The 24,767-nt window shown below is 45.6% G+C and carries 15 protein-coding genes; 3 read left to right on the top strand and 12 right to left on the bottom strand.

Annotated features, from left to right (window positions below):
- The 6 genes from ACVBDY_RS07465 to ACVBDY_RS07440 form a co-directional block, all read right to left on the bottom strand.
- Window positions 1–1,428, bottom strand: coding sequence for a glycoside hydrolase family 125 protein (locus tag ACVBDY_RS07465; protein ID WP_447174841.1), 1,428 nt, complete (start codon window positions 1,426–1,428; stop codon window positions 1–3).
- Between the two features lie 133 nt (window positions 1,429–1,561).
- Entirely contained in the window at window positions 1,562–2,728 is a 1,167-nt protein-coding gene (locus ACVBDY_RS07460; protein WP_447174840.1) for a glycoside hydrolase family 76 protein, read from the bottom strand.
- A 12-nt stretch (window positions 2,729–2,740) separates the two neighbouring features.
- Entirely contained in the window at window positions 2,741–3,871 is a 1,131-nt protein-coding gene (locus ACVBDY_RS07455) for a SusE domain-containing protein (RefSeq protein ID WP_447174839.1), read from the bottom strand.
- 126 nt (window positions 3,872–3,997) lie between these two features.
- Window positions 3,998–5,626 (bottom strand): RagB/SusD family nutrient uptake outer membrane protein, encoded by a 1,629-nt coding sequence (locus ACVBDY_RS07450; RefSeq protein WP_447174838.1) that lies wholly within the window; start codon window positions 5,624–5,626, stop codon window positions 3,998–4,000.
- Between the two features lie 11 nt (window positions 5,627–5,637).
- Complete coding sequence (locus ACVBDY_RS07445) at window positions 5,638–9,033, bottom strand: SusC/RagA family TonB-linked outer membrane protein (protein ID WP_447174837.1); 3,396 nt, start codon at window positions 9,031–9,033, stop codon at window positions 5,638–5,640.
- Between the two features lie 177 nt (window positions 9,034–9,210).
- Window positions 9,211–10,344, bottom strand: a complete 1,134-nt coding sequence (locus ACVBDY_RS07440) for a FecR family protein (protein WP_447174836.1) — start codon at window positions 10,342–10,344, stop codon at window positions 9,211–9,213.
- Window positions 10,345–10,470: 126 nt separating this feature from the next.
- Between ACVBDY_RS07440 and ACVBDY_RS07435 the strand changes: the two genes are divergently transcribed.
- Window positions 10,471–11,067 (top strand): RNA polymerase sigma factor, encoded by a 597-nt coding sequence (locus ACVBDY_RS07435; RefSeq protein ID WP_447174835.1) that lies wholly within the window; start codon window positions 10,471–10,473, stop codon window positions 11,065–11,067.
- Here the strand turns inward: ACVBDY_RS07435 and ACVBDY_RS07430 are convergent.
- Together ACVBDY_RS07430 and ACVBDY_RS07425 are read right to left on the bottom strand one after the other, a co-directional pair.
- Window positions 11,048–11,701 (bottom strand): GDSL-type esterase/lipase family protein, encoded by a 654-nt coding sequence (locus ACVBDY_RS07430; RefSeq protein ID WP_447174834.1) that lies wholly within the window; start codon window positions 11,699–11,701, stop codon window positions 11,048–11,050. The two genes, ACVBDY_RS07435 and ACVBDY_RS07430, sit on opposite strands and share 20 nt — an antisense overlap.
- Before the next feature lie 222 nt (window positions 11,702–11,923).
- The gene (locus tag ACVBDY_RS07425) at window positions 11,924–13,231 is read right to left on the bottom strand and encodes a Gfo/Idh/MocA family protein (RefSeq protein ID WP_447174833.1); all 1,308 of its coding nucleotides are present in this window, start codon (window positions 13,229–13,231) and stop codon (window positions 11,924–11,926) included.
- Window positions 13,232–13,702: 471 nt separating this feature from the next.
- Here ACVBDY_RS07425 and ACVBDY_RS07420 point away from each other — a divergent pair, with 471 nt between their 5' ends.
- Together ACVBDY_RS07420 and ACVBDY_RS07415 are read left to right on the top strand one after the other, a co-directional pair.
- Window positions 13,703–14,185 (top strand): MarR family winged helix-turn-helix transcriptional regulator, encoded by a 483-nt coding sequence (locus ACVBDY_RS07420; RefSeq protein ID WP_447174832.1) that lies wholly within the window; start codon window positions 13,703–13,705, stop codon window positions 14,183–14,185.
- Window positions 14,178–14,414: a hypothetical protein gene (locus ACVBDY_RS07415; RefSeq protein ID WP_447174831.1), complete on the top strand. Its 237-nt coding sequence runs from the start codon at window positions 14,178–14,180 to the stop codon at window positions 14,412–14,414. The genes ACVBDY_RS07420 and ACVBDY_RS07415 overlap by 8 nt, the downstream gene beginning before the upstream one ends.
- An 87-nt stretch (window positions 14,415–14,501) precedes the next feature.
- On the opposite strand, the gene ACVBDY_RS07410 is transcribed toward ACVBDY_RS07415, so the two are convergent.
- From ACVBDY_RS07410 to ACVBDY_RS07395, 4 genes are all read right to left on the bottom strand, one after another.
- Window positions 14,502–16,877: a beta-L-arabinofuranosidase domain-containing protein gene (locus ACVBDY_RS07410; RefSeq protein WP_447174830.1), complete on the bottom strand. Its 2,376-nt coding sequence runs from the start codon at window positions 16,875–16,877 to the stop codon at window positions 14,502–14,504.
- A gap of 82 nt (window positions 16,878–16,959) precedes the next feature.
- Window positions 16,960–18,945 (bottom strand): alpha-L-arabinofuranosidase family protein, encoded by a 1,986-nt coding sequence (locus ACVBDY_RS07405; protein ID WP_447174829.1) that lies wholly within the window; start codon window positions 18,943–18,945, stop codon window positions 16,960–16,962.
- A gap of 53 nt (window positions 18,946–18,998) precedes the next feature.
- Window positions 18,999–20,627 (bottom strand): RagB/SusD family nutrient uptake outer membrane protein, encoded by a 1,629-nt coding sequence (locus tag ACVBDY_RS07400; protein WP_447174828.1) that lies wholly within the window; start codon window positions 20,625–20,627, stop codon window positions 18,999–19,001.
- A gap of 125 nt (window positions 20,628–20,752) precedes the next feature.
- Window positions 20,753–23,785 (bottom strand): SusC/RagA family TonB-linked outer membrane protein, encoded by a 3,033-nt coding sequence (locus ACVBDY_RS07395; RefSeq protein ID WP_447174827.1) that lies wholly within the window; start codon window positions 23,783–23,785, stop codon window positions 20,753–20,755.
- Between the last annotated feature and the right edge of the window lie 982 nt (window positions 23,786–24,767).

Raw genomic sequence — 24,767 nt, 5'->3', positions numbered from 1 at the left:
TTAACGCAATAATTCCGGTTGTTTTTTATAAGTATCCCAAAGGAGTTCGCCAAACAATGTATTGGTCCAGGCAAACCAGGACCTGGTAAAATTCTTCGGATCGTCCTTATGGAAGGATTCGTGCATAAAGCCGGTATCTCCGTGAGTGGACTTCAGCATTTTTATACATTTCTTTATTTCCTGGGGGTCGGTACTGGTCAGTCCCTTCATGATAATGGACATGGGCCATACCATATCCATACCCACGTGTGGCCCGCCTATGCCTTCGGCTGCTTTTCCCTCAAAGAAGAAAGGATTGTCCAGCGACCATACAAATTTTCGCGTATTCTGGTAAACAGGGTCTTTAAGATCAACGGCATCCAGGTAAGGCAGCGCCAGAAGGCTTGGTACGTTGGCATCGTCCATTAACAGGTGATTTCCGTAACCATCTACCTCAAAAGCATAAATATCCCCGTATTCCGGATGTTTTACCACAGCGTATGTTTTCAGCGCTTCGTCTACTTCGGCGGCCAGTGCTTTCAGGTCTGCTGCCAGTGCGGCATCACCTGCCAGTGTTTCCACCATTTCCGCAGCCTGTTTTAAGCTAACCACGGCAAAAAAGTTGGAAGGCACCAGGAAAGAGAATACCGTAGCATCGTCGCTAGGACGGAAAGCAGAACATATTAGTCCCACAGGTTTTACCGGGTATCCGAAACCTTTCAGTGACCTGGTATCGGTAGCATTAGCCGTTTCCCTCTGGAAAGAATACGGGCCGGGGCCGTCTTTTTGCTGCTGATCTCTGAAAACTTTAAGTATGGCTTCTATTGCTTTTTTCCAGTTTGCATCAAACGGGGCCGTGTCTCCGGTGGTTTTCCAGTAATTATATCCCAGTCTTATGGGATAGCAAAGGGAATCTATTTCATACTTACGTTCGTGAACTCCCGGTTTCATATCGGTAAAATCGCTTGTCCACTCTCCTTTTTTCTGCGGATCATCATAAAAGGCATTGGCATACGGATCTTTGAGAATGTACTGTGTTTGCCTGTTTATAACGCCAGCTATAAGATTTTTCAGTTTGTCATCTTTATCTGCAAATGCCATATATGGCCATACCTGGGCCGAACTGTCGCGCAGCCACATGGCATCGATGTCTCCTGTAATTACATAGGTATCGGGTTTTCCGTTTTTTTCGGTATAGGTAACCGTGGTGTCGAGGGTATTCGGGAAACAGTTGTTGAACAGCCAGGCCAGCTCCTCATCCTTTACATTTTTCTGAAACTCTTTTATAGCTTTTTCAATGGCTTTGCTTTCAAAGTGTCTCTTGCCTTTTGGGGTCCTTACTTCCGGAAATTGCTGTTTGTGCAATGTCCCCGCTGCCAGGTGAAAAGGATCTACCAGTGCCAGGCTTCCTACCAGAGCCGTGTTTTGGATAAATTTTCTTCTTTGCATTTTTCGTTTATAGTATTTATAGATGAATTAGAATTTGATTGTCTTCTCCCTTCACAAGTGTCTAAAATCATACCTCAGAGATAAACACTATAGTCATTATCTCTGTTGTTATAACTGTTTCCCGGTACCTTTCCTATTCCAACATCCCCTCTTCATGTAGCTTTGCGGCCGCTTCCATAAGCATTACCCCGCTGAGTTGCGTAGAAAGGTCCGTGCGGTCTCCCGGCATTTCTCTCCAGTTGGGCCCTGCAAGCATAGCCGGACGTTTTATTCCCTTTTGGTAAAACGTTTTAGCATTGAATTTCATGAAGTCCAGAAAAGACTTCCTCTCGCTATCGCTTAAGTCCGGCTGCTGAATAAGCAATGTAAAATAACGGACCAGTATGCCTTTAAAAAGTCCGCCGTCTCCCTGTCCTTCATCTCTCAACAACCCTTCGGTTGTAAGTTTGGAACTCGTCATCATGGACTTTGCGGTCTTTACTGCTTCCTGGAGATACATCTGTTCCCCGGTCTCTTCGTACAGTTTAAGTCCGGCACCTATGTATGTTCCTATATTATAGGTGAAAATCCAGTCTTTATTGATCACTACCTGGCCATCCACTTCATTTATATTATCCCATACCAGACCCGATGTGGGGTCTACCAGCATATTTCTCTGCCATTGGTAAATGTCTTTTGCCCATTGCAGATCTTCCTCGTTCCCGTCCACTTCAAAAAGCCTCATGGCCAGTATGGCAGCCGGTGCATTGGATGTGGCATTTTTTCCGAGCGGCTCATTGGATTTCCAGGTAATTCCGCCTCCGTAAAGATCGCTCCAGCTTTTCTTGATCTCTTCCCAAACGAATTCGGCAACTTCTTTGAATTCCACGTCGCCCGTAGCGTTATATGCTCTCACACAGGCATTGCCCAACCATTGCATATCATCGTTGAAATCGTTGGTATACGTACCGCCGTGCTTCGTTTTTATTCCCTGTACCAGGGCTTTCATACGGGGAACATAATTTTCGTCCCCCGTCCTCAGGTAACCGTCTACCAGGACATCCAGCATATGGGAATTCCACCAGTAATGAAACGTGGTATTGCCCTGGTCGTCCTGTACAAAGGTCCCTTCGGTCCCCAGGTAGGTATTATAGGTTGCTGATTGTAACGAATCGGCTGTTTCTTCCCAGGTCAAAGCTGCTTCTTCTCCACGATCTGACGGATCCCGGAGCGGAATGGCCTCATCATCGCATGCCATGACAAAGGCCAGGGCTGCCATGACAAAGATACTATTTTGAAGTGATTTGTGCTTTCTCATCATGTTTCTGTTTTTTTAGTCTGTTACGGTAACCTCATGGGTATAGTCAGTTACTTCGGCATTAAAAACTACCTCTACATTTACCGTGTGCATATCTACTGCTCCGGCGAACTTAAAGCAATTGTTCCATCGATCGTCCGTAACGGACACCATATACCAGTACGATACGGGGGTATTACTATCGGGTGGTGAATTGTCATTATTTACACTGCCATACCATTCCTCAAGAGTATTGCCGTTCTGCATAAGGGTCATACGGAATTTATATCGCTCATCCCTTCCCCAGTCTTCCTGCTTAAATTCTATCATTTCATCCACCGCCAGCCAGCTTCCGTTTCCTGCGTACGGTAATTCGAATAAAAATTCCCCGAGAGGTGCAAACCATAATTCCATTTTATCTACGCGGGCAATTTCTACCGAATTATCGTTAAGGTCCAGCCTTATCCTGTATATGCCTTCTTCCCCTTCAAATGTTGCCGTACCATCCTCCTGAAGTTGGTCGCCCTCAATGAAATAGGTTCGCGGCGTCCCGGTCTTTGCATCGGTAAACTGATAAGATCCGGACTTAAGGGCCGCATATATCTCATATGTCGCCGTTCCCGTTTTTTTCAGGCCGGTAGCGACAGCAAGGTCCTCTCCTCCTTCGGTAGCAGTTCCGGTAAGGAAAAGCTGCTCTGGTATGTATATTTCTTCCGGACGCTCGAGTTCTATGGTCCTGAATATATCGGACTTAACGATATCCAGTCCCCTGGAGGAATGGACCGTCCATTTGAGTTTTCCGCTGGCTTCCGCTTCTATCCCGGCCATAGCGGCTATTCCGGTGAGGTTTTCATAGGATAAGGTCAATGTATTCCGAAAGCCTTTTCCTTCGGAAGTTGTGACATAAACGGGGTTCGAGAAATCTCCTTCTGCAGTATCGAAAAGTACATCATAAAGAACCACCCCGTTGTCTTCTGATTTGGCTGCTTCCCATTCGAAAAAGACGGAACCTTTTCCTTCCAGTCTTACCAAAAGATCATCTTCGGGAGCATACAGGGCATTTACAGCGGACACTTTTACGTCCGGAAGTTTATCGTCGTCGCTACAGCCTGTAACGCTAAATACTATGAGCGCCAGGAAAGCCAGTTTGGTGAATATTGTTTTCATCTGGTTATTTTTATCGTTTTTTATTGGTCGGATGAAACCCCTGCCGGCAGGCAGGTTTGATGTTATTTTAAACATGCCGGTCTCATTAAAGTATATTTTTGATATTCGGTTGGTATTCTCCCTATGTTACCAGTTGGGGTTTTGCGAAAGGTTCCCGTTTATAAGCCGTTCATCTCTCGGTACGGGCCAGAGGTAATGTTTACCGGGGTCGAAATACCTTTGGTTGGCACGGATATAGCCGTTATCAGGTGAAGCCGGATCGAACTGTGCTCCATGCGCCCATCCGTTGAGGACATCTTCGGCGATACGCCACCTGCGGATATCGAAAATGCGCAGTCCTTCCATGCCGAGTTCTACCTGGCGTTCGTTCCGGATCACCTGTCTCAGGGCATTCTGTCCGAGCGCACTGTTAAATTCCAATGCGGCACTTTCCTCAAACCCGGCACGCGCCCGTAGCGCTCCTATGGTTTCGTTCCAGGTATCCTGATCCATTTGTCCGAGTTCGTTTTTGGCTTCGGCATACATCAGCAGCACATCCGCATAGCGTATCAGCATGAGATTAAGGCCTGACCTCAACGACGAAAGGTGGGTCGGATCGAAGTATTTCCGGGTATAATACCCTGTGGGACTTGCCGATGAGCCAGATACGTATTCGTCCGAATTATCTCCTTCCGACGAACCGGGCTCAATATAAATAGTGTGACTTCCGCCACCCGGTTCTTTCCACTCATAACCGTGGTATACCACCGTATAGGTAAGTCTCGGGTCCCTGTTGTCATACGGGTTTTCTTCATCATAGCCGGAACCGCTTTCCTCTATAGCCTTACCGTTCAGCATCCGGTAGCTGTCCACCAGCTCCTGTGTAGGCGCAAGGGCATTCAGCCTGGCGCCGGCGGAAAGGGGTGCCATGTCAAAGAATTCCCCCCAGGTACGGAATTCGGGGACATACTGCAAACTGAGCATATCTTCGCTACTATATTGGTTTTCGGGCAGGAATAGTCCTTCATACGAGGAAAACAGGCCATAACTACCATATTCGTCACCATTTATGATGGTCTCGCAGACAGTTACCACTTCTTCCCAGCGTCCTTCGTATAGCAACACTCTTGCCTTTAATGCCATAGCCGCACCACGGGTGATCCTTCCCCTGTCCGTTTCGGGATATTCGGTATTGGATGGTAATACACCGGCTGCGGCATCCAGTTCGTCCAGAATAAACGCGAGTACTTCGGAACGGGGTGTTCTGCTGATGGTCTGGGCTTCTTCGAGCGTAAGATCTTTGGAAACCAAGGGTATATCCCCGAACCAGGTCATTAATTGAAAGTGCTGAAATGCCCTGATAAACCGGGCTTCGGCCTTATACCTGTTCCGCAGGTTTTCGTCCATGTCTTCTACCCGGTCTACATTTTCCAGGAGAAGGTTACAACTTTTTATGCCCGCATAACGATCGTTCCACTCGCTTTTTATCCTTCCCAGGGAAGGGTCGTAGGTCCCGGCCGCCAGGGAAGCGGCACCTTCATTATCTCCCCTGCCGTTAAAGGCATTGTCGGAAAGTGCTTCGTTATAGAAAAACCGGCTGCTGGTATAAAGCTGTGAATAGGCCGTATTGAGCATACTTTCGGCCCTTGCGGCGCTTGTCCAGTAATTTTTATCCGTAAACTCATCTTCGGGAGTCAGTTCAAGATCTTCACAGCTTACCATGAACAACAGTAACACTGCAAGATATTTTATTCTATGTCGGATTATTTTTTTCATCGGTCTGATTTTTAAAAACTGATATCTATACCAAGTCCGTAATACACCAGCGTAGGATAGGCCCTTCCGCTGTTAGCCCCGGAGTTTTCGAGCCTGTTGTTGAATTCGGAGAGTTCCGGGTCTACGAATTTCACCTTGGATAACGTAAAGAGGTTTTGTCCGGAAAAGTACAGGCGGTAACTCTTCATCCCCAGCTTTTCCGCAATTTCCGCAGGCAGGGTATACCCTATCTGAAGGTTTTTCAGGCGAAGGTATGCCCCGTCATACAGGTACATATCGGACCCGCGACGGAAGTTGTTGGTATTGGAGGGGGAACCGTTATTGGCCAGCCTGGGATACCTGGCATCGGTGTTCTGCGGCGTCCAGTAATCCAGTTGATGGGTATACATGGTCATGCCGTAATTGTAGTGAAAAGGTTCTACCAGTTCGCCTCGTATCATCATAGTTCTTTTTCCGACGCCCTGGAGGAAAATGCTCAGATCAAGGTTTTTGAAACCGAGATTATAGGTAAATCCGTAAGTATACCTCGGGAAAGGATTGCCGAAGACAAATTTGTCATCATCATCGATAACCCCGTCCTCATTCACATCTACATAACGGTTATCTCCGGGAACAACGGTAAGCCCTTCCGGAACTGCTGCTCCGGATATTTCTTCGTAATTCTGAAAATATCCGTCCCTTTTAAGTCCCACATACGAGTTAAAAGGCAGCCCTTCCCGCAACAATATCTGTAATTCCTCTACCTGGGTCAGTATCTCTTTTCCCTGAAAATCGAGTACCTTATTTTTGGAATCCCCGATATTGAAAGTAACGCTGTGACGGAAAAACTCCCCGTAGTGCCGGTAGGTGGCACTTATTTCCCAACCGCGGTTTCCTACTTTCCCGGCATTGAAATCGGGAAGGTCGGTACCGTACACACCGGGTACTGCGGGAGCTACCAGTATGTCTGAAGTTACCTTGTCGAAATAATCAAAAGAAAGGCTGAGAGCTCCTTCCAGAAAATCCATATCCACCCCTGCATTGAAAGTTGCAGCCCTTTCCCATTGAATATCAGGGTTCGCGAAGTTAAACCCTGCCCCTCCCACGGCATCATTATTAAAACCATAGGCATTGGAAAATGTGAAATAGGTAGTCTGGTACTGGTAATTCCCTACATTCTGATTGCCGAGAATACCATAAGAAGCCCTCAATTTGATATTCCCGAACTTATCCCGGTATCCCTGCATAAAATCTTCTTTGGTTATCTGGTATCCCAGTGTCATGGACGGGAAGAAGCCCCAGCGTTTTTCCTTCCGGAATTTGGAGGATCCGTCATAACGGAAACTGAATTCGGCAAAATATTTATAGTCATAATTATACGACGCGCGCCCGAAAAGGGAGTTCAGGCTGTTTTTTGCAGATTGGTCGTTAGAGTTGTACGAATCGGTATCGACAATTACGGTTTCGCCTATAGGCGTCCCCAGATCGGGATCGGTATAACGTTTGAGGATACGGGATTTTCTGTCGGAATGATTTTCGTTGGAGGCGCCTAACAAAACGTTTACGTCGTGCAGATCTGCAAAAACCTTAGTGTACTCAGCAATAAACTGCGTATTGAGATCGAGGCTTTTATAGCTTTCGTCGTTGGTTTCTCTGGTGGCTCCGTAAATCCCCGAGGGCACGAAATCTACCTCTTTTGTCCGGCTGAACAGGTTATTGGAATATAACCGCCCTCCGAACACACCCCGGAGTTTGAAATTATCGGTGATTCGTAATTCGGCGCTGATATTCCCGAAAACGTCATCGTTATCGTATTTCCGGAAGCCGCCCTGTTCCAGTATTCCGAGCGGGTTGAATTCCCGCAGGACATCATTGGTCAGGTAATTTCCTTCTTCATCTTTCTGCCTGTAGTAAAGAGGTACCCGGAAAGCATCTACCATAAGCGTACCGGTGCTGGAAGAATGATCCGTGATCTTCTGTTTGGTATATGCCAGCGTGGAAGTAAGTTTAAATTTTCCGTAATCGTTGGTCAGGTTGATCCGGTAGTTATATCTTTCCATTCCCTTGGAGGGCCCGGCAAAATTGCTCCTTTGATCCATATATCCCAGGGATACGAGATATGTGGAATTTTCATTTCCACCGGATACGGATACATTGTGATTTTGCTGTAGCGCGGGCTTTATAATTTCGTCGGCAAACCACTCTTCATCACCGTTTTCCCGGAATTGCCGTATCTGTTCGGCCGTAAAGACCGCCGAAGTCTCATTGGAGTTCAGCGCCGCTTCGTTCCGCAACATGGCATTTTCATAACCGTGTACGGGCTGTGTAAAATAATGAGGGGAATTGTAACCTACCAATCCGTTATAGGTTACGGTCAGGGGAGATTCCTTACTCCCTTTTTTAGTGGTTATAAGCACCACCCCGTTACTTGCCCTGGAACCGTAAATAGCTGCACTACCGGCATCCTTCAACACGGAAATACTTTCGATATCCGCAGGGTTCAGGGCATTGATATCACCACCAACTATTCCATCTATGACTACGAGAGGACTATTATCTCCGAGCGTACTTACCCCACGTATATTGAGATTGAGCCCTGCTCCGGGTTCGGAATTTGTCTGTTGTATTACCAGGGCAGGGGATTTCCCCTGTAAGGCCTGCGTGGTATTGACCGACGAACGGCCCTGGAAGGCTTCATCTGCCACCTGGTCTACCGCACCGACTACCTGCGATCTGCGTTGTGTTCCGTATCCTATGACCACTACTTCGTCAAGCATTGCTGCGTCCTCCTGTAAGGTAACCGCTATGGAAGTCCTGCCGTTCACAGGGATCTCAAGCGACTTGAATCCCACATAAGAAATAACGAGTACGGCGTTTTCATCTTTTACCGTAATGGAAAAATTGCCGTCAAAGTCCGACTGCGTTCCGTTATCCGTCCCTTTTTCCAGTATACTGGCTCCTAAAAGGGGGATGCCCTCCGCATCTTCGACAGTTCCGTTTACCTGTACGGGGTCCTGTTCCGTACCCCCGGAATCCTTCCCTTCCGCAAGCGATGATTTTTTTACGGGGACAGGTTTGAGTATAATATGGGTCCCTCTTATTCTGTAACCGATGAGTATATCGGAAAATAAACGGTCCAATACCATCTCTATAGCACCTTTTTCCACTTTAAAGGTGACCTTCCTTTCCAGGTCTACATGCCTGGTCTTGTAAATAAAACGATAGTCCGTGGTAGATTCTATATGATCTATAACATGGCGTACTGTCATGTGTTCCGCGTCCAGGGTTATCCTGTTCTTCTGCGAATAGCCGTTGTTGGCATGTAATCCGCACAGGACAACCAAAAAAAACAGTACCGTAAGCCTCATCTTTAAGTCAAATTTAAACAAAGGGAATATTCTCCTCCGTCCATTCGGATGATTTTTCATACATTTAAACGTTTGGTTGTGGTTACTCTATTTTTTTAGTTTGATCACACATTCCAGGACCGGGAAATGAGCCACCATTTTCCGGTTTCCTATTTTATTGAAGTGCTGTAGTATTGATTCTTACTTCATGCGAAATGGATTTATACGGGTTAAACAATAGATGGATCGATATTCTTCTCAACGGATAAAGACCTTATTGTCCTTTATCTCAAAATTGATCTTATGTACATCGCTGAAAAAACTCAGCACGCTATCTATGGGAACTTCATTGAAAGCGGCATTAAACAGTTCTTTCCCCAACGACGCATTGGTGTTCTCTATTTCAACATTGTAATGACGCTCCAGTTTTTTCAGGATATCGTCAAAGGGCATACTGCGGAAAACAAGTTCACCGTTCATCCACGCCGTGTAAATACCGGTGCTTACTTCCGTTACGCTTATGGTTTTACCTGTATGATGCAGTGTCCCTTTATTTCCCGGGGCCAGTATGGTAGCCGAAGACGAATCGCTTTCCTGTAATGACATGGCCACGGCACCTTCTAACAGAACTACATCGGTAACTTCATCTTCAGGGTAGACAGACACATTAAATTTCGTACCCAGGACTTTTACATCCAGCGCTTCCGCATTGACAATAAAAGGGTGTTCCTTATCCTCGCTCACTTCAAAAAAAGCTTCTCCTTTCAGGGATACTTTCCTCTGGTCCTGTTTCGAAAAGCGAACCGGGTATTTTAGTTCCGTACCGGCGTTAAGATGCACTATGGTACCATCGGAAAGTTCTACCCTAAAGCGTTTCCCGTAGGGTATTTTTAATGTATTGTACTCTTCTTCTTTTCCCGGCCCGTCCGAAACATAGCTCAGCAAATCCTGTTGCTGCATAGCCACCACGTTACCCTTTGTACCTGTCAATTGTCCGTTTTTTGAGGGATCTATGGTCCGGGTCTGTCCGTTACCCAGGTCTATGGTGATGAGCTCATTTTTAGGGACCAGCCCTTCTCTGTTCCCCCCGGAAAGAAAATACTGTTTGAATAAAAAACCGAGGCCCAGCAATACAACCGCCAAAGCCGCATACTTTAGTATTCCGGGAAACAGTTTTCTGACGGGCCCTGGTTTATGTCCTATTTCCTTCATAACCCGGGTTAAAGCCATGTTTACATCATTTTTCTGAACGGCCAGGTTCAAATCGTGATCATCGCGTATGTATTCTTCCAGGACCTTCCGGTTGTCGGGATTTTTTAACAGCTTGTAAAGCTGTTCTTTTTCCTCTTCGGTAATTGTCCCTGTAAGTAGTTTTGTGACAAGGTTTTTCAATGCAATAATTTTTTTTCTTATATCCCTAATGCTTTAAATAATTAAAAAACCCTTAAAAGAATTAATTTTTTTTTAATATTTACAGCGTATAATTATCAACATGACAGAAAATTAATACAAGTACCCATGAATGAATCAGAAGCGGTCAGCGCGTTAAAAAAGGACGACAAAGCGGCTTTCGGATATTTGTTCCGGTGCTATTACGATCGTTTGGTGGCATACATGACTACTTATACTCATGACAAAATTCAGTCTGAAGACATTGTACAGCAGGCTTTTATTAATTTATGGGAAGACCGGATGAAGCTGGACCCGGAACGATCTCCGAAAAACTACCTCTACACCATAGCCCGAAACCGGTACATAGACAGTGTTAAGAAAGAGAAGAAATACAGTAAGTTACTCGATGAATTATGGGAAAAGGCCTTGCGGGAACGAATTACCGAAGACAGCGAACAACTGGAAAGAAGGGCAGAATGTATAAAAAAGGCCATGGAGTCTCTCCCTCCCAAATGCCGGGAGATCGTCCGGCTCAACAAAATGGAAGGAATAAAATACAAGGATATCGCTGCACAAATGGATATTTCCGTAAAGACTGTAGAGTCACAAATGCGAATTGCATTTCAGAAAATCCGGGAAGCTTTTAAGGACGATCACCTGGTCATTTTTATAATGACCAGGGTTTTTCGCAAAAAGCGGAGGTCTACCTCAAAAAAGGTGTAATTCTTTCCGTCCATATCCCATAACCTTCATCAGTCATATGTATACCATCGGTTATAAAAAGTTCGGGGCGGGGTTTGCCGTCTTCATTTAGCATGGAAGGCCAGACATCGATAAAATAGAATTTTTCTTTCCTGTTGCAATACTTTTCCGCCCAGCGGTTAAAAGCCCGGTATCTCTTTTTCCTGTCTACTCTTTCTCTGTCCAATGAAGGCTTTACGGAGATAATATACACTTCTGTTCCCGGGGTACGTCTGCGAACAGCCCGAAACAATTTCTTAAAATCCCTTTTTACCTGTCCTACTCTTTTGCCCCACGCTATATCATTGTCTCCTTCGTAAAGGAACAATCTTTTTACAGCATGCCGGAAAACGAGTTCATCCGCATAATAAAGCACATCGCTCATCTGCGATCCTCCGAAACCCCGGTTCAGAAACCTGTAACCGGGAAAATAAGCATCCATATCCGTCCACATCCGCACCGAAGAACTGCCTACGACCAAGGCGTCATAATCATTTATGTTCAGCGTATCGTCCTGCCGGCCGAAAGCTTCGATGTCTGCCTTAAAACGCCTGGCATCCTGGCCGAAGGAAAGCATAGCGGCACATAAAAAAACACACAGTAAAACATGTTTCATCTGTTCATTTTTATTTAACTCACTTATCGTTCATTGTTTAATGGTGTTCGTTGATGTGCTTCGCAATTGTTTTTAATCGGTCAGATGAATTCGCCATTAAACATTTCGTCCCGATAGTCCCGATCCCGATAGTTATCGGAATTATCGGGATCGGGAGGTATCAACTCAAATAGTTATGGTTCATTTCATAACGGCATATTTCCTTGTCTTTTCCATATTCCGCTACAAAGCAGGAATAGCATATCCGTTGTGGTAGGAAGCGGTAATAAGCTTATCGGCTTCCCTGTCGTTAAAATTCTTTTTGGCTTCATCCCAGTAGATCTTTTTACCGGTTCTATAAGCTATATTTCCCATTTGAGAGAATATGGCTATATGTGCTCCTGCCTCAACAGGGCAATTCAGCAGGGATTTATCTCTTTTCCGGACGGCTTCGATAAAATTAGCCGCGTGCAAATCCAGGCCGTCATCGACTTTTTTCTGAAACGGCACGGCCTCCATGCGATCTTTTTCCGGGATTACTTCCCAACCATCGCGATTGACCACCAGTGTTCCTTTGTTACCGATAAAGGCCACCCCGTGGTTACGGCCGTAAGGACCACCGTCTATACCATTGGCATGTTCCCATTGTACGTTAAAATCGTCGAATTCGAATACGGTGGTAAGGGTGTCCGGAGTTTCGGCAGCATCGTCTGGATAGGCAAATTTCCCGCCGGAGGCCATAATGGATTTCGGTTTGGTGGCTTTCATTCCGAGCAGGGCATAATCCAGCATATGTACGCCCCAATCGGTCATAAGCCCTCCTGCGTAATCCCAGAACCAGCGGAATTCAAAATGAAAACGGTTAGGGTTAAAAGGTCTTTTCTCTGCCGGGCCCAGCCAGCTGTTATAATCTACTCCGTCCGGTACGGGACCATCGGGTTTTACGGGAATACTTTTCATCCAGCCCTGGTATGCCCAGGCTTTTACCAGGCGTATTTCCCCGAGTTTCCCCGAATGAACAAAGTCGACCGCATCCCGAAAGTGTTTCTGGCTGCGCTGCCACTGTCCTACCTGTACAATACCATCATACTTCCGGGCGGCTTTTACCATAGCTTCACATTCGGTTATGGAGTTACCGAGCGGCTTCTCTACATAAACATCCTTACCTGCGGCACAGGCATCTATCATTTGCAGGCAATGCCAGTGATCCGGCGTACCGATAACTACGGCATCCACATCTTTGGACGCCAGCAGATCTTTATAATTGCCATACCCTTTAACTTTTATTCCCCGGTCGGCCAGTTCTTTTATCCGGTTGTCCAAAACACTTTTGTCTACGTCACACAGTGCAGTACACTCGGCATCCGGATGCTTCAGAATGGCATTGAGGTCGGCCCAACCCATTCCTTTGATGCCTATGGCCCCTATTCTTATTTTTTTCTTCGGTTTGTCCGTAATCATAGAAAATGCGGAAGGCATTGTAGTGCCTATTCCTACCGCTGCCGTAAACGCGGCGGATGTCCGGATAAAATTTCGTCTGGTGTTTTTCATTAAGATCGGTTTATTGCTGAACGAAAGGATACTTTTCATAAAGTATCTCGTCCGTTTTTTCATTTTTAAAAAATCTGAAAGGAAAACTAATTATAAAATGTAATAAACACAAATGTAAATTACATAATTAACAAATCTCAGTACATGACAACATTCAATTCCGCAGGATTTTCCTCTCCCGAAAGTCCCGATACATATCGGGATCGGGATTTTGACCCCAGCCCTAAAGGGAGATCCCGATGAATATCGGGGCAGTCAAAATGACTAGGGTAAAACTGATTTTCCGACAAATAGTGCCAAAATCTAATTTTGTCATATACTAGATTAACAAATATAAAAAACAATATAGTATTACTGACAATATGATTGTGATGTAACATTTATCAATTTTTTATTGATAATTTTTCTACAAATACGTAACCGGTTACTTTTTTTATACTTTTGCGTAACTGGTTACGTATTTTACATTTTATGGATGATTTTTTAATTGAAATAGAATATGCCGGGCTGCATAGCCGCATTAAACGATTAAGTGATGCCCTCTTATACAGCACGAGAGATTTTTACAAATCGGAAGGACTGGACATCGAGCCGAACTGGAACCTGGTTTTCCTGCTACTGCAAAAGCACGGGACAATGACCATAACCAAACTATCGGAAAAGTTACAATTCTCGCATCCGGCGGTTGTAAAGATCATTAACAAAATGAAGAAAAAAGGGTATATAGACACCCAAACGGATGAAGAGGATTCGCGGAAACAACTGCTCAGCCTCTCTCAAAAAGCCCTGGACAAACTTCCGGTTTTCGAAGCGTATTGGGAAGCGGGGATACAAACCACAAAGGACCTCCTGGAAGACAGCCCGGATTTTGTGGAACAGTTGAAGAACATCGAGGAAAAATTAAATAGGAAAAACTATAAAGAAAGGACTATAAGAAACCTTACGAATGACTGAGATAATAGGATATATAGCTATTGGCACCGGTTTTTTTGCCATAACTAAAAAGGAAATGCGGACTTTCCGCGTGTGGCACCTCTTATCCAACCTGGTTTATATTGCCTACGGGGTACTACTGGAAGCTATTCCCATTGTGATTGCAGGTATCGTTTTTTCCGTAATACATATTTTTCACCTTCGAAAATTGTACTGGCCAAACGGACAGATCCACAAGAATATAAGGTAACGGGGAAATCGCAGATCGACGGTCATAAAAAAGGCCCCGCATCATTACATATGCCGGGCCCTCTGTAAAAAACATTCTAAAAATCAGCTATTCTTTTAACAGGCGGATATGGTAAATTCCTGCTGTCCGTGAATTTTTATGCGCTGCAAATTTTACGGTTATATAGGTGTCTCCCCCTGCTTTGAGGATTTCTCCGGGGATACGGTAATCTTCGTCATAAAGAGTATTTCCTTTTGTCCCGTCAGGTTTTACAGAAGCAAGCAGGTGATCGTTCACCAAGATATCGAACTCCCGGTCCTTATCTCCGCCGGAATATGTAATCCGGAGCACTTTTCCCTGCTTTTTCGCATTGTTCAGTTCGTAACTGAACCAGGCTTTTGAATCTCTCCAGAAACTTCCGTGGTTCATTCCGGTATTGGTTTCTTTACCCTGAAAATGATGCTCCGTTTCGGGTTGTTGCTCTCCCGTAGCCACTTGATCGACAGTCCTTGCTTCAAGTTCCAGGTGTTTTTTCTCCTTCGCTCTTATGGCATCCAGTTTTCCATCCAACTCGTCTTTCTCTATCAAGGGCCAGTAAATCATGTATCTCGCATTGTGTACCTTATAAAAAGGGACTAGTTTCAGGTCTTTATATTCCTCCGGATAGATTAAACCGGACGTGGTAAAGGTCATCGGGTTTCCGGTTTCCGGACTTACTTTTGCCGCAGGGTCCTCATTTCCTTCGGCTACTAACCATGGCGCTTCATCTATAGGATAGAGTTTACCGTTGGCTACATGCCCCATTCTGCTGTCATCGGCAAACAGGCCATCCAGGTCGGTAGTATCTGTTACCGCTGCCAGTACTATAGGTCCGTGTACAAATGAAGCCCAGCGTGAGGTACCTGTCTTTTCGGCTTCCAGGTATTCCGTAGTGGTATGCATAGGCAGGCTTACGGAAATTTTATCACCATTCTTCCAGTTCCGGTCTATAGCTACATAACCGGAAGCATCGGGTTGTATTTTTTGTTCTTTTCCATTGACTTTTACCGAAAATGCACCCTCCTCTACCCAACCCGGATGCCGTACATATAACTTAAACCGGGTGGGTTTCTTCAATTGTAAGGAGATCTGTGATCCTTCTTCGTCCGGGAACTTTGTCTGCTGGACCAGTTTGAGTTCTTTTTCCTTCCAGTCCAGTGACGAAGGGATAAAAAGATTAACATAAATATCCGGACCGTTGTGTGCATATATCAACTCCCCGTATTTTCCGTGATTTTCCAATCCGGAGCCCACACAGCACCAGAATCCCTCCTGGGGCTGGGAGTACACCCGGTAATGCCTGGGTCGCATCGGGGTAAAATAGACAAAACCGCCTTCGGGATTTTGGGACGAAAGAATATGATTGAACAATGCCCTTTCAAAATAATCGATATACTTTCCTTCCGGATGGGACAGAAAAAGCATTTTGGTAAGCCGTAGCATATTATATGTATTGCAGGTCTCCGGTCCCTGATTGGATGCTATCATTTCCGAAAAATCCCCCACGGGATGAAAATGTTCGCGTACGCTGTTCCCTCCGATGGACACACTCCGGTCTTTCACGACCGTATTCCAGAAAAAATCGGAAGCCTCTGCCCAGTCAGAGTTATTATTGAGTTCTGCGATACGTTCAAAGCCTATGACTTTAGGAATTTGCGTGTTGGCGTGAAGTCCGGTTAATTCATCTTTTTGATGTAACAGGGGTTCCAGTATTTCCCGGTGTGAAAATTTTTCTGCGAGTACGAGATATTTTTTATTCCCGGTAATTTCAGATACGTCCGCCAGGACTTCATTCATCCCCCCGTGTTCGCTTACCAGGAGTTCCTGTATCTGTTCATCGGAAAGGCCGGAAGTAATATCCACAAGCCAATCGGAAAGTTTTACCAGTATTTCTTTTGCTTTGGGATTACCGGCAATTTCCCAGGCATCGCGTAAACCCGCAAACAATTTGTGGATATTGTACAATGGCACCCATTTACTGTTGAGCGAGAAACTTGCTGCTTCTATTTTTCCACCGGCAATCTCTTTCCACATTTTATTTCCGCCAGGAATGCCCCCAACATAACCGTTAGCATTGGCATCCTGGCACTCTTCCAGTTCATCGAGCATATATGCCAGCCTGTTTTTCAGTTCTTCATTTCCGGTAGATGCGTACATCAAAGCCAAAGCAGAAAGATAATGCCCTCCTATATGGCCGTCCAGACCTGTATTTTCCCAGTTGCCATACCGTTCTGCCCTGGGTTCCAGCCCGGCATCTATACGAAAGGGTGCCAGCAACCTGTCTGCATCCAGTTCCAGGATATACTGCAAATCGGTTTGCTGTGCCCTGTAAAACGGGCCCGGAGCGAGTTTTACTTCGGAAAGTGCAAAACTCCGGAGGGATTGTCCCCGAACCCCGGTAAGACATAATATGCTCAGCGCCAACAGGCCATACTTTAGTTTCATTAGTTTGGTTTTATAAATAATGTAACAATGAACTCGTTTAAACTTTTTCAATCTCTATTTTTGATTAAAGGTAATATATCCTTCATAACTTGATTCGTATCACACTCAGGGAGTGTGCCGGGGCCGGGTAAGTGAAATTTTCACTGATCCGGAGGGACCTGGTTTCCGGGATCACAGTTTCCGGAGCTTCAAGGGTATTTTCGGCCACAGGATTCCCTGTGAGAAGAATACACTCCGCTTTTGCCTTTGAAATATCCAGTCCGGAAAGACGGATATCCGCCCCGAGTTCTTTTTCTTCCCCGTTTACTATTTTTATGATAATATCCCCCGTTTCGGAATCCTTTACTCCCGATACCGCAAATGCGTTCTTGTCTTTGCTCTTACCGGACGGGGATACCAGCCCGGGATCATAAATGTCTCCCCGGTTTAGGGAAAACAATTGCTGAACGTAATAATTTACTGTCCGCAATACTTTATCTCCTGTAAAATAAATCAGGTTCGGGTTCCACTGCGTATGCCCCACACGTCCGAAAAGGGGTGCATAAGAGCTGAACCGGACAACATCCCCATTGCGTTCGAGGTGTGTCATATACGCGGCTTCGGCCAGTGCTGAACGCAGGGTGTTCTTCCGATCGGTATCATGAGCGGCAAACTCTCCCAGGTAGACTTTTGCCGGAACAGTACGATCGTACTTATCATAGCGTTCAAGATTACTCCAGAACCATTCGGGCTTTTCGTAATAGTGTTCATCTACCAGGGTGACATTTTCCCTTCTGGCGAATTCCCATCCTTTCTCATAGTCCTCTCCGGAGGGACCGGGTCCGGAAGTCCCTACCACAATAATTTCCGGATGTTTTTCCCTGATGGCATCGTGTATCATTTTAAATCGCTCTTCAAATTCGGGGGTTATCTTATCTTCATTACCTATACCTATATACTCCAGGTTAAAAGGTTGCGGATGCCCCGCCTCAGCACGTTTAGCGCCCCAGGTAGAAGTTACCGGGCCATTGGCATATTCTATAAGATCCAGGACTTCCTGAATATAATCTTTCATGTCCTCCAGGGGCATCGCTTTCTGTCCTATACTTCCTATACGCCAGGTTCCCCCGGAATTCTGACAACTCACTGCCGCAGCCAATACCGGTAGCGGTTTCGCTCCTATATCTTCGCAGAACTGAAAGTATTCGAAATATCCCAATCCCGCTGTCTGGTGATATCTCCATATATTCTTTTGAGGAACCCGTTCTTCCACAGGGCCGATAGTATTTTTCCAGCGATACATATTCTCCAGTCCGTCCCCGTGCACCAGGCAACCTCCCGGAAAGCGCACAAACCCCGGTTTCATGTCCGCTATTACCCGGGCGAGATCGGCCCGAAGCCCGTTAGTATGCCCCTTGAATGTATTTTCCGGGAAAAGTGATATCATATCCAGGGCTATTTTTCCCTTTCCTTTGGCTACAACTGCCAAATAAGCGCTGTCCGTACTTTGTGTGACGGCAATCCTGGCTTCATATTTTTTCCAATCCGTACTTTCGGCTGTCCATGTGGTATGTCCGTATACTTTTCCTTCCTTGTCCCTTAATTCCACTCTTAAGGGAACCGGACTTTCGGAAAACAAGCGGGACCACACGGAAAAATTATAGTTTTCTCCTTTTTTCAGTACGATGCCGTCAAAACCTGAATTAGCCAGACCGAGTCCTCCTTTTCCCTGTCCTTCATCTTCAATATTCAATACGGTATAATGCGGATTATTTTTGTTCAAAGGTTCCGAAGTCTCTACCGTTAAGGTCCCATAGGCAAAATCTTCGGTGAGATATTTCCATGCCGTGAGAGAGTGCCATCCTTTTCTATCGGAAGGACTATACTCGAACGAACGGTTCTGAACCAGTTCGGCATATAATCCGCCATCGGCCGCATAGTTAATATCTTCAAAAAATATCCCGAACAGGTCCGGACTGATAGATTTTTCCTCACTACCGCTTTTTATAGCTATATCCTGCCCGTAGGCGGTCTTTGCCACAATGCAGCTCAGGGTAGACAGAAAAATAAATTTTAAATAAATTTTCATGATTAAGAAAGAATAATGACTACACAAAATTAAATTCGCATGATCCTGTCGGATCAATAACCGGGATTCTGCTCCAGGTTCCCGTTTTTATTGAGTTCCACCTGGGGGATGGGGAACAGCGTGTGATAGCTATCGCTTGCATCGTGGGAAAACCAGGATTTTGTGGTAAACACCCCAAAACGTATCATATCCTGACGACGACGTGCTTCTTCAAAGAATTCATAACCAAGTTCATCCAGGAATCTGCCGTACTGAATATCGGCCCCTCCTTCGGAGGTGGTCTGATGTACGTCTCTCCTTCCATAGTCATAAGAACTTCCCCCGGTAAGTTCTGCTCCCGTAACGGCAGCTTTTTCGGGGTTTTCCCGGAAACTCCTTTCCCTGACTTCGCTTACCAGGATAGCAGCTTCATCTGCCCGCCCGGTTCGGAGCAGGCATTCGGCTTTCATCATCAGTACATCGGCATACCTGAAAAAGGGAAATGCATTGTTCAGTATGGCAGAAGCCCCCATGGCGTATTCAAATTTTCCGAGGCGAAGACCATGATTAGCCTCTGTGGTATCTACAGCCGGAAGTACATTAACCAGGTTGAGCTCCTGTCCTTTTTGCTCTCCGTTCTCCACGAGCAGCACATCTCCGCCGGCAGAGCGTTGTACCCCCTGGATCCAGTTCTCACGATAGCGGGCATCATCCGGATCGAAGGTATTTATAAACTGAGGTATTGCACAAATTCCTCCCCAGGGAGAATTTTGAAGGTTATAGGTCCGTTGCATTTCCTGCGGCAATGTTTGCATATGGTGATCAAAGGCATTCCAGTCGTCCCCGAACTGATCCAGGAACTTATCGTTATAAATAAAAGCCCAGATAATCTCGGTAGACTGCCAGTTATCGGTAGCAAATACGCTCTTCTGATCAAACTCCAGGTCGTACAATCCGGCCCCCATAATGGCATCACATTCCGCCATACATTCTTCCCACATAGGCGTTCCGGTATATACTTCGGCATTCAGATACATCCTGGCCAGTAAGGTACGGGCTACCCATTCGTTCATTCTGGTAGAAGGGAACTGAATATTATCTTCCCGGATATTCTCCATATTCTCCTTTAGTTCGCGTACGATAAAATCGAAAGCTTCTTTTCTCGTGTTCTGTTCCGGAAGAAAATCATCCGGCACGTCAAAATCGGTAACTATGGGTATATTTCCGTACATATCGCACAATACCCAGTAATATGTCGCCCTGAGCACTCGCAGTTCCGCGAGCGTACTTTCCCTGAATTCTCCTATCGGGATCAGATCGTTATCTATCTGATAAATCACGCGGTTACATGTAGTTATTCCTTTATACGCCCTTTGCCAGCAGGAGGTTACGATGGCATCTTCGGAAGTCCATCTGTGGGTATGGAACCTGCGGTATCCGCCATCATCCACCCATCCCCAGGGACGTTTGGGGATCACGAGCTGGTCCGTGGATATTTCCTGAGCCCAGAAATAACTCTGCCACTTGTTAAACAATTCCCGCCAGGGGATATAAGCCGAGGCGATAAGGGAATTCACATCGTCTTCGGAAGCGTTGAATTCATCGCTTATTACGGTATCAAAATTCTGGTCTTTGAGATCGGTACATCCTGTTAACGTAAAAACTAACAACAGGACAGTTATATGAGATTTTATTGTTTTCATCGATTCGTTTTTTGATACGGAATGCCTTTGCTTTTCCCGGGTGTTCTGCTTTTTCTTATGGCTTCCGTTTCCGTGATACTTTACTTATGTGTTAAAAAACTATGCTTCTCTGCGAACAGCGAAGATTAAAAGCTCACATTAATACCCAGGGTGAATGTCCTCGTAGTAGGGTATTTATCCCTGTTATCTATACCGGGCGACAAACCGGACCAGTCGACTTCCGGATCTATCCCCTTGTATTTTGTAATAACAAAAGTGTTCAGGGTAGAGACATACACTCTTGCAGAGCGGATAAGGTCTCCCCCGATGTCTTTAAAGTTATACCCCAGGGTAATGTTGTCAATCTTCCAGAAATCCCCGTCTTCTACATAATGACTGTTGAATTCGAGGGGAACATTTTTGTTAAGAACCGCTTTTCCGTAAATATTGTCATATGCGGAACGAAGGCGGTTATACCGGTCATCTCCCGTATTCTCATAGTACATTCTCTGGAAATTAATGATCTGAAAATCGAATGATCCCCGCATGGTGATACCCAAATCCCAGTTTTTATAACGAAAACTATTGTTCCACCCGCCGTGATATTTGGGTATACCGTTACCTATCACCTGCTTGTCTTCAAATCCGCGGTTAAAATCATCATATTCCACCCTGTCTCCATTGGCATCTTTATATATCCAGTACCCGTCATCCGAGATATCCACTACGTTATACCCGTGAAAGTCTCCCAGTTGTTTTCCTATTTCCACGATGTGCGTATGGGTCTGGATCGGCACTCCCGTGCTACCCGCGGTAAAATAGTTGGATTCCAGTTGGTAAAGATCATTGGAAAGGCTTACCAGTTTGTTGGAATTGGTGGAAAAAAGCAATTGGGTGGTCCAGGTAAAGTCATCTGTTTTTACGGGGATTGCCGATATGTCCAGTTCCAGCCCTTTATTCTCCATAATTCCCACATTGGCCCTGGTTACCGTATGGATATTGGGCGGACTGGGAACCTGGTAATCGTACAGCAGACCATCTATCTTCCGGTTGTAATAATCCAGCGCCCCGTACAATCTGCCATTGAAAAAGCTGTAATCCAGACCTATATTATACTCCTTCTTTTCTTCCCAACGCAGGTTGGGATTGGGGTTCTGATTGGGTGAAAGGGAACGTATCCAATCGCCATTGATATAAAAGTAATCGGCATAATCCAGGGTTGCAGGCCCCAGGAAAAGATCTTGTGGTTGATTCCCGGTAACTCCGTACCCTGCCCTGATCTTAAGATTGTCTATAAAGTCTACATTTTTCATAAAGGACTCTTCATTGATCCTCCATCCCAGGGATATCGCAGGGAAGGTTCCCCAGGGGTCCTTGGTCTTGTATAACTGGCTGGCCGCTTCATACCGGACACTCGCCATAAGCAGGTATTTATCTTTGTAATTATATGTGGCCCTTCCGAAAAAACTGATCAGGTTGGTCTCGCTCCGGTCACTACCTTGTTCGGCACTGCCTTCTGCCAGCGCCTTGCCCTGCTCTATGTTGGCATATCCGAATATATCTGTCGGGAAATCCCAGTTCTGCATAAAGGAAGAGAAGAATTCGTTTTCCTGGTAACCGTATCCTCCCAGAACGGAAAAATTATGATCCCCGATAGACTTTTTATACTCTCCGGTAAGTTCTATAAAACGATATATATTCTCCTCGTTACCAATAGAAGCATACCCGTTCCTCCCGTCCCTCGTGGTGCTGATATGCCGCTTGGTCTCCGCATAACCCCGTGACTGGTTATACTTGTCATAGGTCATATTTGCTGCCAGGCGGATTTCTTCTACGGGCATAAAGGTAACACGGGCATTGTACCTGGTATACTGGCTCTTATTACGGCCGTCGCTCTCGTATAACCTTGCAAGGGGATTGTCATAATCAAAAATACCTTCCTGGAACCAGTTACCGTTTTCATCACGGGTCGGGGATGTAGGGTTTTGTATGGTTATCTGCCGGTATGTCCAGTTGTTGAAACCAACACCATCGCCGGTAGTCGTATAAGAATTCTGCCTTCCTATAATACCCAAATTGAATTTCAGTTTGCCGTCAAACATATTATGCTCTACATCTACCCTGCCGTTAAAGGTCTCATTGTCTGACTTGCGCATAATACCATCGAACCCGCGATAGTTCAGGTTAAAAAGGTAATTGGTCTCCGAATTTCCTCCCCGGAACGTAAGGTTGTGTACCTGCGAAAACGGGGTTTGTGTTGCTTCTTTAAACCAATCCGTGTCATAACCATTGTCCCAGGACCCGGCACGGATGCCTTCTTCTATCTGCCTTCTGTAATCGTTCGCGGTGAGCATGTCCGGTTTACGCGCAATTTGCTGCGTACTGAGTTGCACACTGTAATCCAGTGTATTCACCTGCCCGTCCTTAAATCCTTTCGTAGTAATAATAACTACCCCGTTACTACCCCGAACCCCGTAAATAGCAGCAGCAGAACCATCCTTCAGTACATCGACGGATTCTATATCTTCGGGGGCAACCGTATTGAGGTCTCCCGGTATACCGTCTATCAGCACCAGCGGAGCCTCGTTAGCTCCCAGGATCGTCGTATTTCCGCGAAGGGATACTTTTACGCCTTGGGTAGGGTCTCCGCTCGGAACGGCTACCGTAAGCCCGGCAACTTTACCCTGTAGCAATTGCCCCGCATCCCTAACGGGAGCCTGTACAAAATTTTCGGATTTCACGGAAGCTACGGCACTGGTAACATCTACCTTTCGCTGTGTCCCGTAACCCACCACTACGACTTCGTCCAGCTGGGCCAGGTCCTCTTCCAGTTCCACATCTATAACATCCTGGTTATTTACCGGAACTTCAACGGTCCTAAAACCGATAAATGAAAACTCCAGCACGGCACTTTCAGGATCGTCCACTTCCAACTCGTAATAACCGTCGAAATCGGTTACGGTTCCTTTAGAAGTTCCTTTTATCATTACCGTTGCTCCGGGAAGGGGTTGACCATCGGTGGCCGAAACAACTTTTCCGGTAACGTTCAGGAAAATTTTCGCGGGAATATCGGTGTTAAAAGTCTCCGCATATACCGGGGCGCACAGATAGCTGCAAAGCAGAATACACAGAAGTCTGCGAAGCGCTATCCTCTCCTTTTTGCTGTCTGATTCTCTCATAAGTTAAAAGTTTTGGTTATCAGATTTTCGAAGCATGGTGTGTTGCCTTTTCGAAAAATCCCGTGGTTAATCGATTATAAATGTAAATAAAACATTTATTAAAACAAAATTAAATGTAATTTTTACACTCAATAAAAATCAAAAAAAGATTTTTACTGCCTGAAAATTAATAATCACACAATTATAGCGAAACTGTTTCAAGACTTATGTCTTACCTTATTACTGCCGGACGCGCGGATAAAGAATCCCTGGTTTTCGGGATCGGTAAGTAGTTATCATTTCAAATAAGAATTCGCTAATGTCTGTTAAAAATGAATATGCGTTCTTTGTGCTCCTTGTATCCCATAGCTTTCCACACTTTTTTATGACGTGGCGATTTGAATTGTATGAATGGCACTCCCCCTGCTACCCCGGCAGGTATGGACGGGTTTTCAAAACTCTGCCTATCTTCGGAAGACCGGGGTACTCATCATAAGCGTATTTCTTTTCCATACCCTCCTGTGTCAGTACCCACAGAAAAACACTCCGTTTCTTTCCGCTTTAAAGGCCGGAAAACGGTCATTTAAGGGATTGCGTATATGCCGAACCGGGCCCGGTATGCGGTTTTCCTGTTCCCTTTTGCCGCTCACCGGCTTGCTTGTGAAATCACATACAACGGCTTAAGCGGCTTACCGGGTTATATTTACGGCTTAAGGGAACGGGTGTGAAATCCTAAGAGATCCGGTTTGCGGCATACACAGTTCCGTTGACTGTTTACCGGGTTGCCTGTGAAATCATACGCAATTGCTCAGGCGGCTAACCGGGTTTTGTTTGCGGCGTAAGGGAATGGGTACGCGGCCTAAGGGATTTCGTTTGCGGCATACACAGTTCCGTTGACCGTTTACCCCCTAGCTTGTGAAATCACACGCAACTGCTTAAGCAACTAACCGGGTTGTGTTTACGGCTTAGGGTAATGGATATGAAATCGTGGGGGATCCTGTTT

This window comes from Sinomicrobium halophytocola (assembly GCF_052983395.1).
Note: the sequence above shows the minus strand (reverse complement) of the source record. Positions and strands in the feature narration are given on the sequence as shown.

What these genes read in the sequence shown, in the direction of transcription:
- ACVBDY_RS07465 (WP_447174841.1), bottom strand. Translation starts at nt 1,428, where the DNA reads ATGCAAAGAAGAAAATTTATCCAAAACACGGCTCTGGTAGGAAGCCTG.
- ACVBDY_RS07460 (WP_447174840.1), bottom strand. Translation starts at nt 2,728, where the DNA reads ATGATGAGAAAGCACAAATCACTTCAAAATAGTATCTTTGTCATGGCA.
- ACVBDY_RS07455 (WP_447174839.1), bottom strand. Translation starts at nt 3,871, where the DNA reads ATGAAAACAATATTCACCAAACTGGCTTTCCTGGCGCTCATAGTATTT.
- ACVBDY_RS07450 (WP_447174838.1), bottom strand. Translation starts at nt 5,626, where the DNA reads ATGAAAAAAATAATCCGACATAGAATAAAATATCTTGCAGTGTTACTG.
- ACVBDY_RS07445 (WP_447174837.1), bottom strand. Translation starts at nt 9,033, where the DNA reads ATGAAAAATCATCCGAATGGACGGAGGAGAATATTCCCTTTGTTTAAA.
- ACVBDY_RS07435 (WP_447174835.1), top strand. Translation starts at nt 10,471, where the DNA reads ATGAATGAATCAGAAGCGGTCAGCGCGTTAAAAAAGGACGACAAAGCG.
- ACVBDY_RS07430 (WP_447174834.1), bottom strand. Translation starts at nt 11,701, where the DNA reads ATGAAACATGTTTTACTGTGTGTTTTTTTATGTGCCGCTATGCTTTCC.
- ACVBDY_RS07425 (WP_447174833.1), bottom strand. Translation starts at nt 13,231, where the DNA reads ATGAAAAACACCAGACGAAATTTTATCCGGACATCCGCCGCGTTTACG.
- ACVBDY_RS07420 (WP_447174832.1), top strand. Translation starts at nt 13,703, where the DNA reads ATGGATGATTTTTTAATTGAAATAGAATATGCCGGGCTGCATAGCCGC.
- ACVBDY_RS07415 (WP_447174831.1), top strand. Translation starts at nt 14,178, where the DNA reads ATGACTGAGATAATAGGATATATAGCTATTGGCACCGGTTTTTTTGCC.
- ACVBDY_RS07410 (WP_447174830.1), bottom strand. Translation starts at nt 16,877, where the DNA reads ATGAAACTAAAGTATGGCCTGTTGGCGCTGAGCATATTATGTCTTACC.
- ACVBDY_RS07405 (WP_447174829.1), bottom strand. Translation starts at nt 18,945, where the DNA reads ATGAAAATTTATTTAAAATTTATTTTTCTGTCTACCCTGAGCTGCATT.
- ACVBDY_RS07400 (WP_447174828.1), bottom strand. Translation starts at nt 20,627, where the DNA reads ATGAAAACAATAAAATCTCATATAACTGTCCTGTTGTTAGTTTTTACG.
- ACVBDY_RS07395 (WP_447174827.1), bottom strand. Translation starts at nt 23,785, where the DNA reads ATGAGAGAATCAGACAGCAAAAAGGAGAGGATAGCGCTTCGCAGACTT.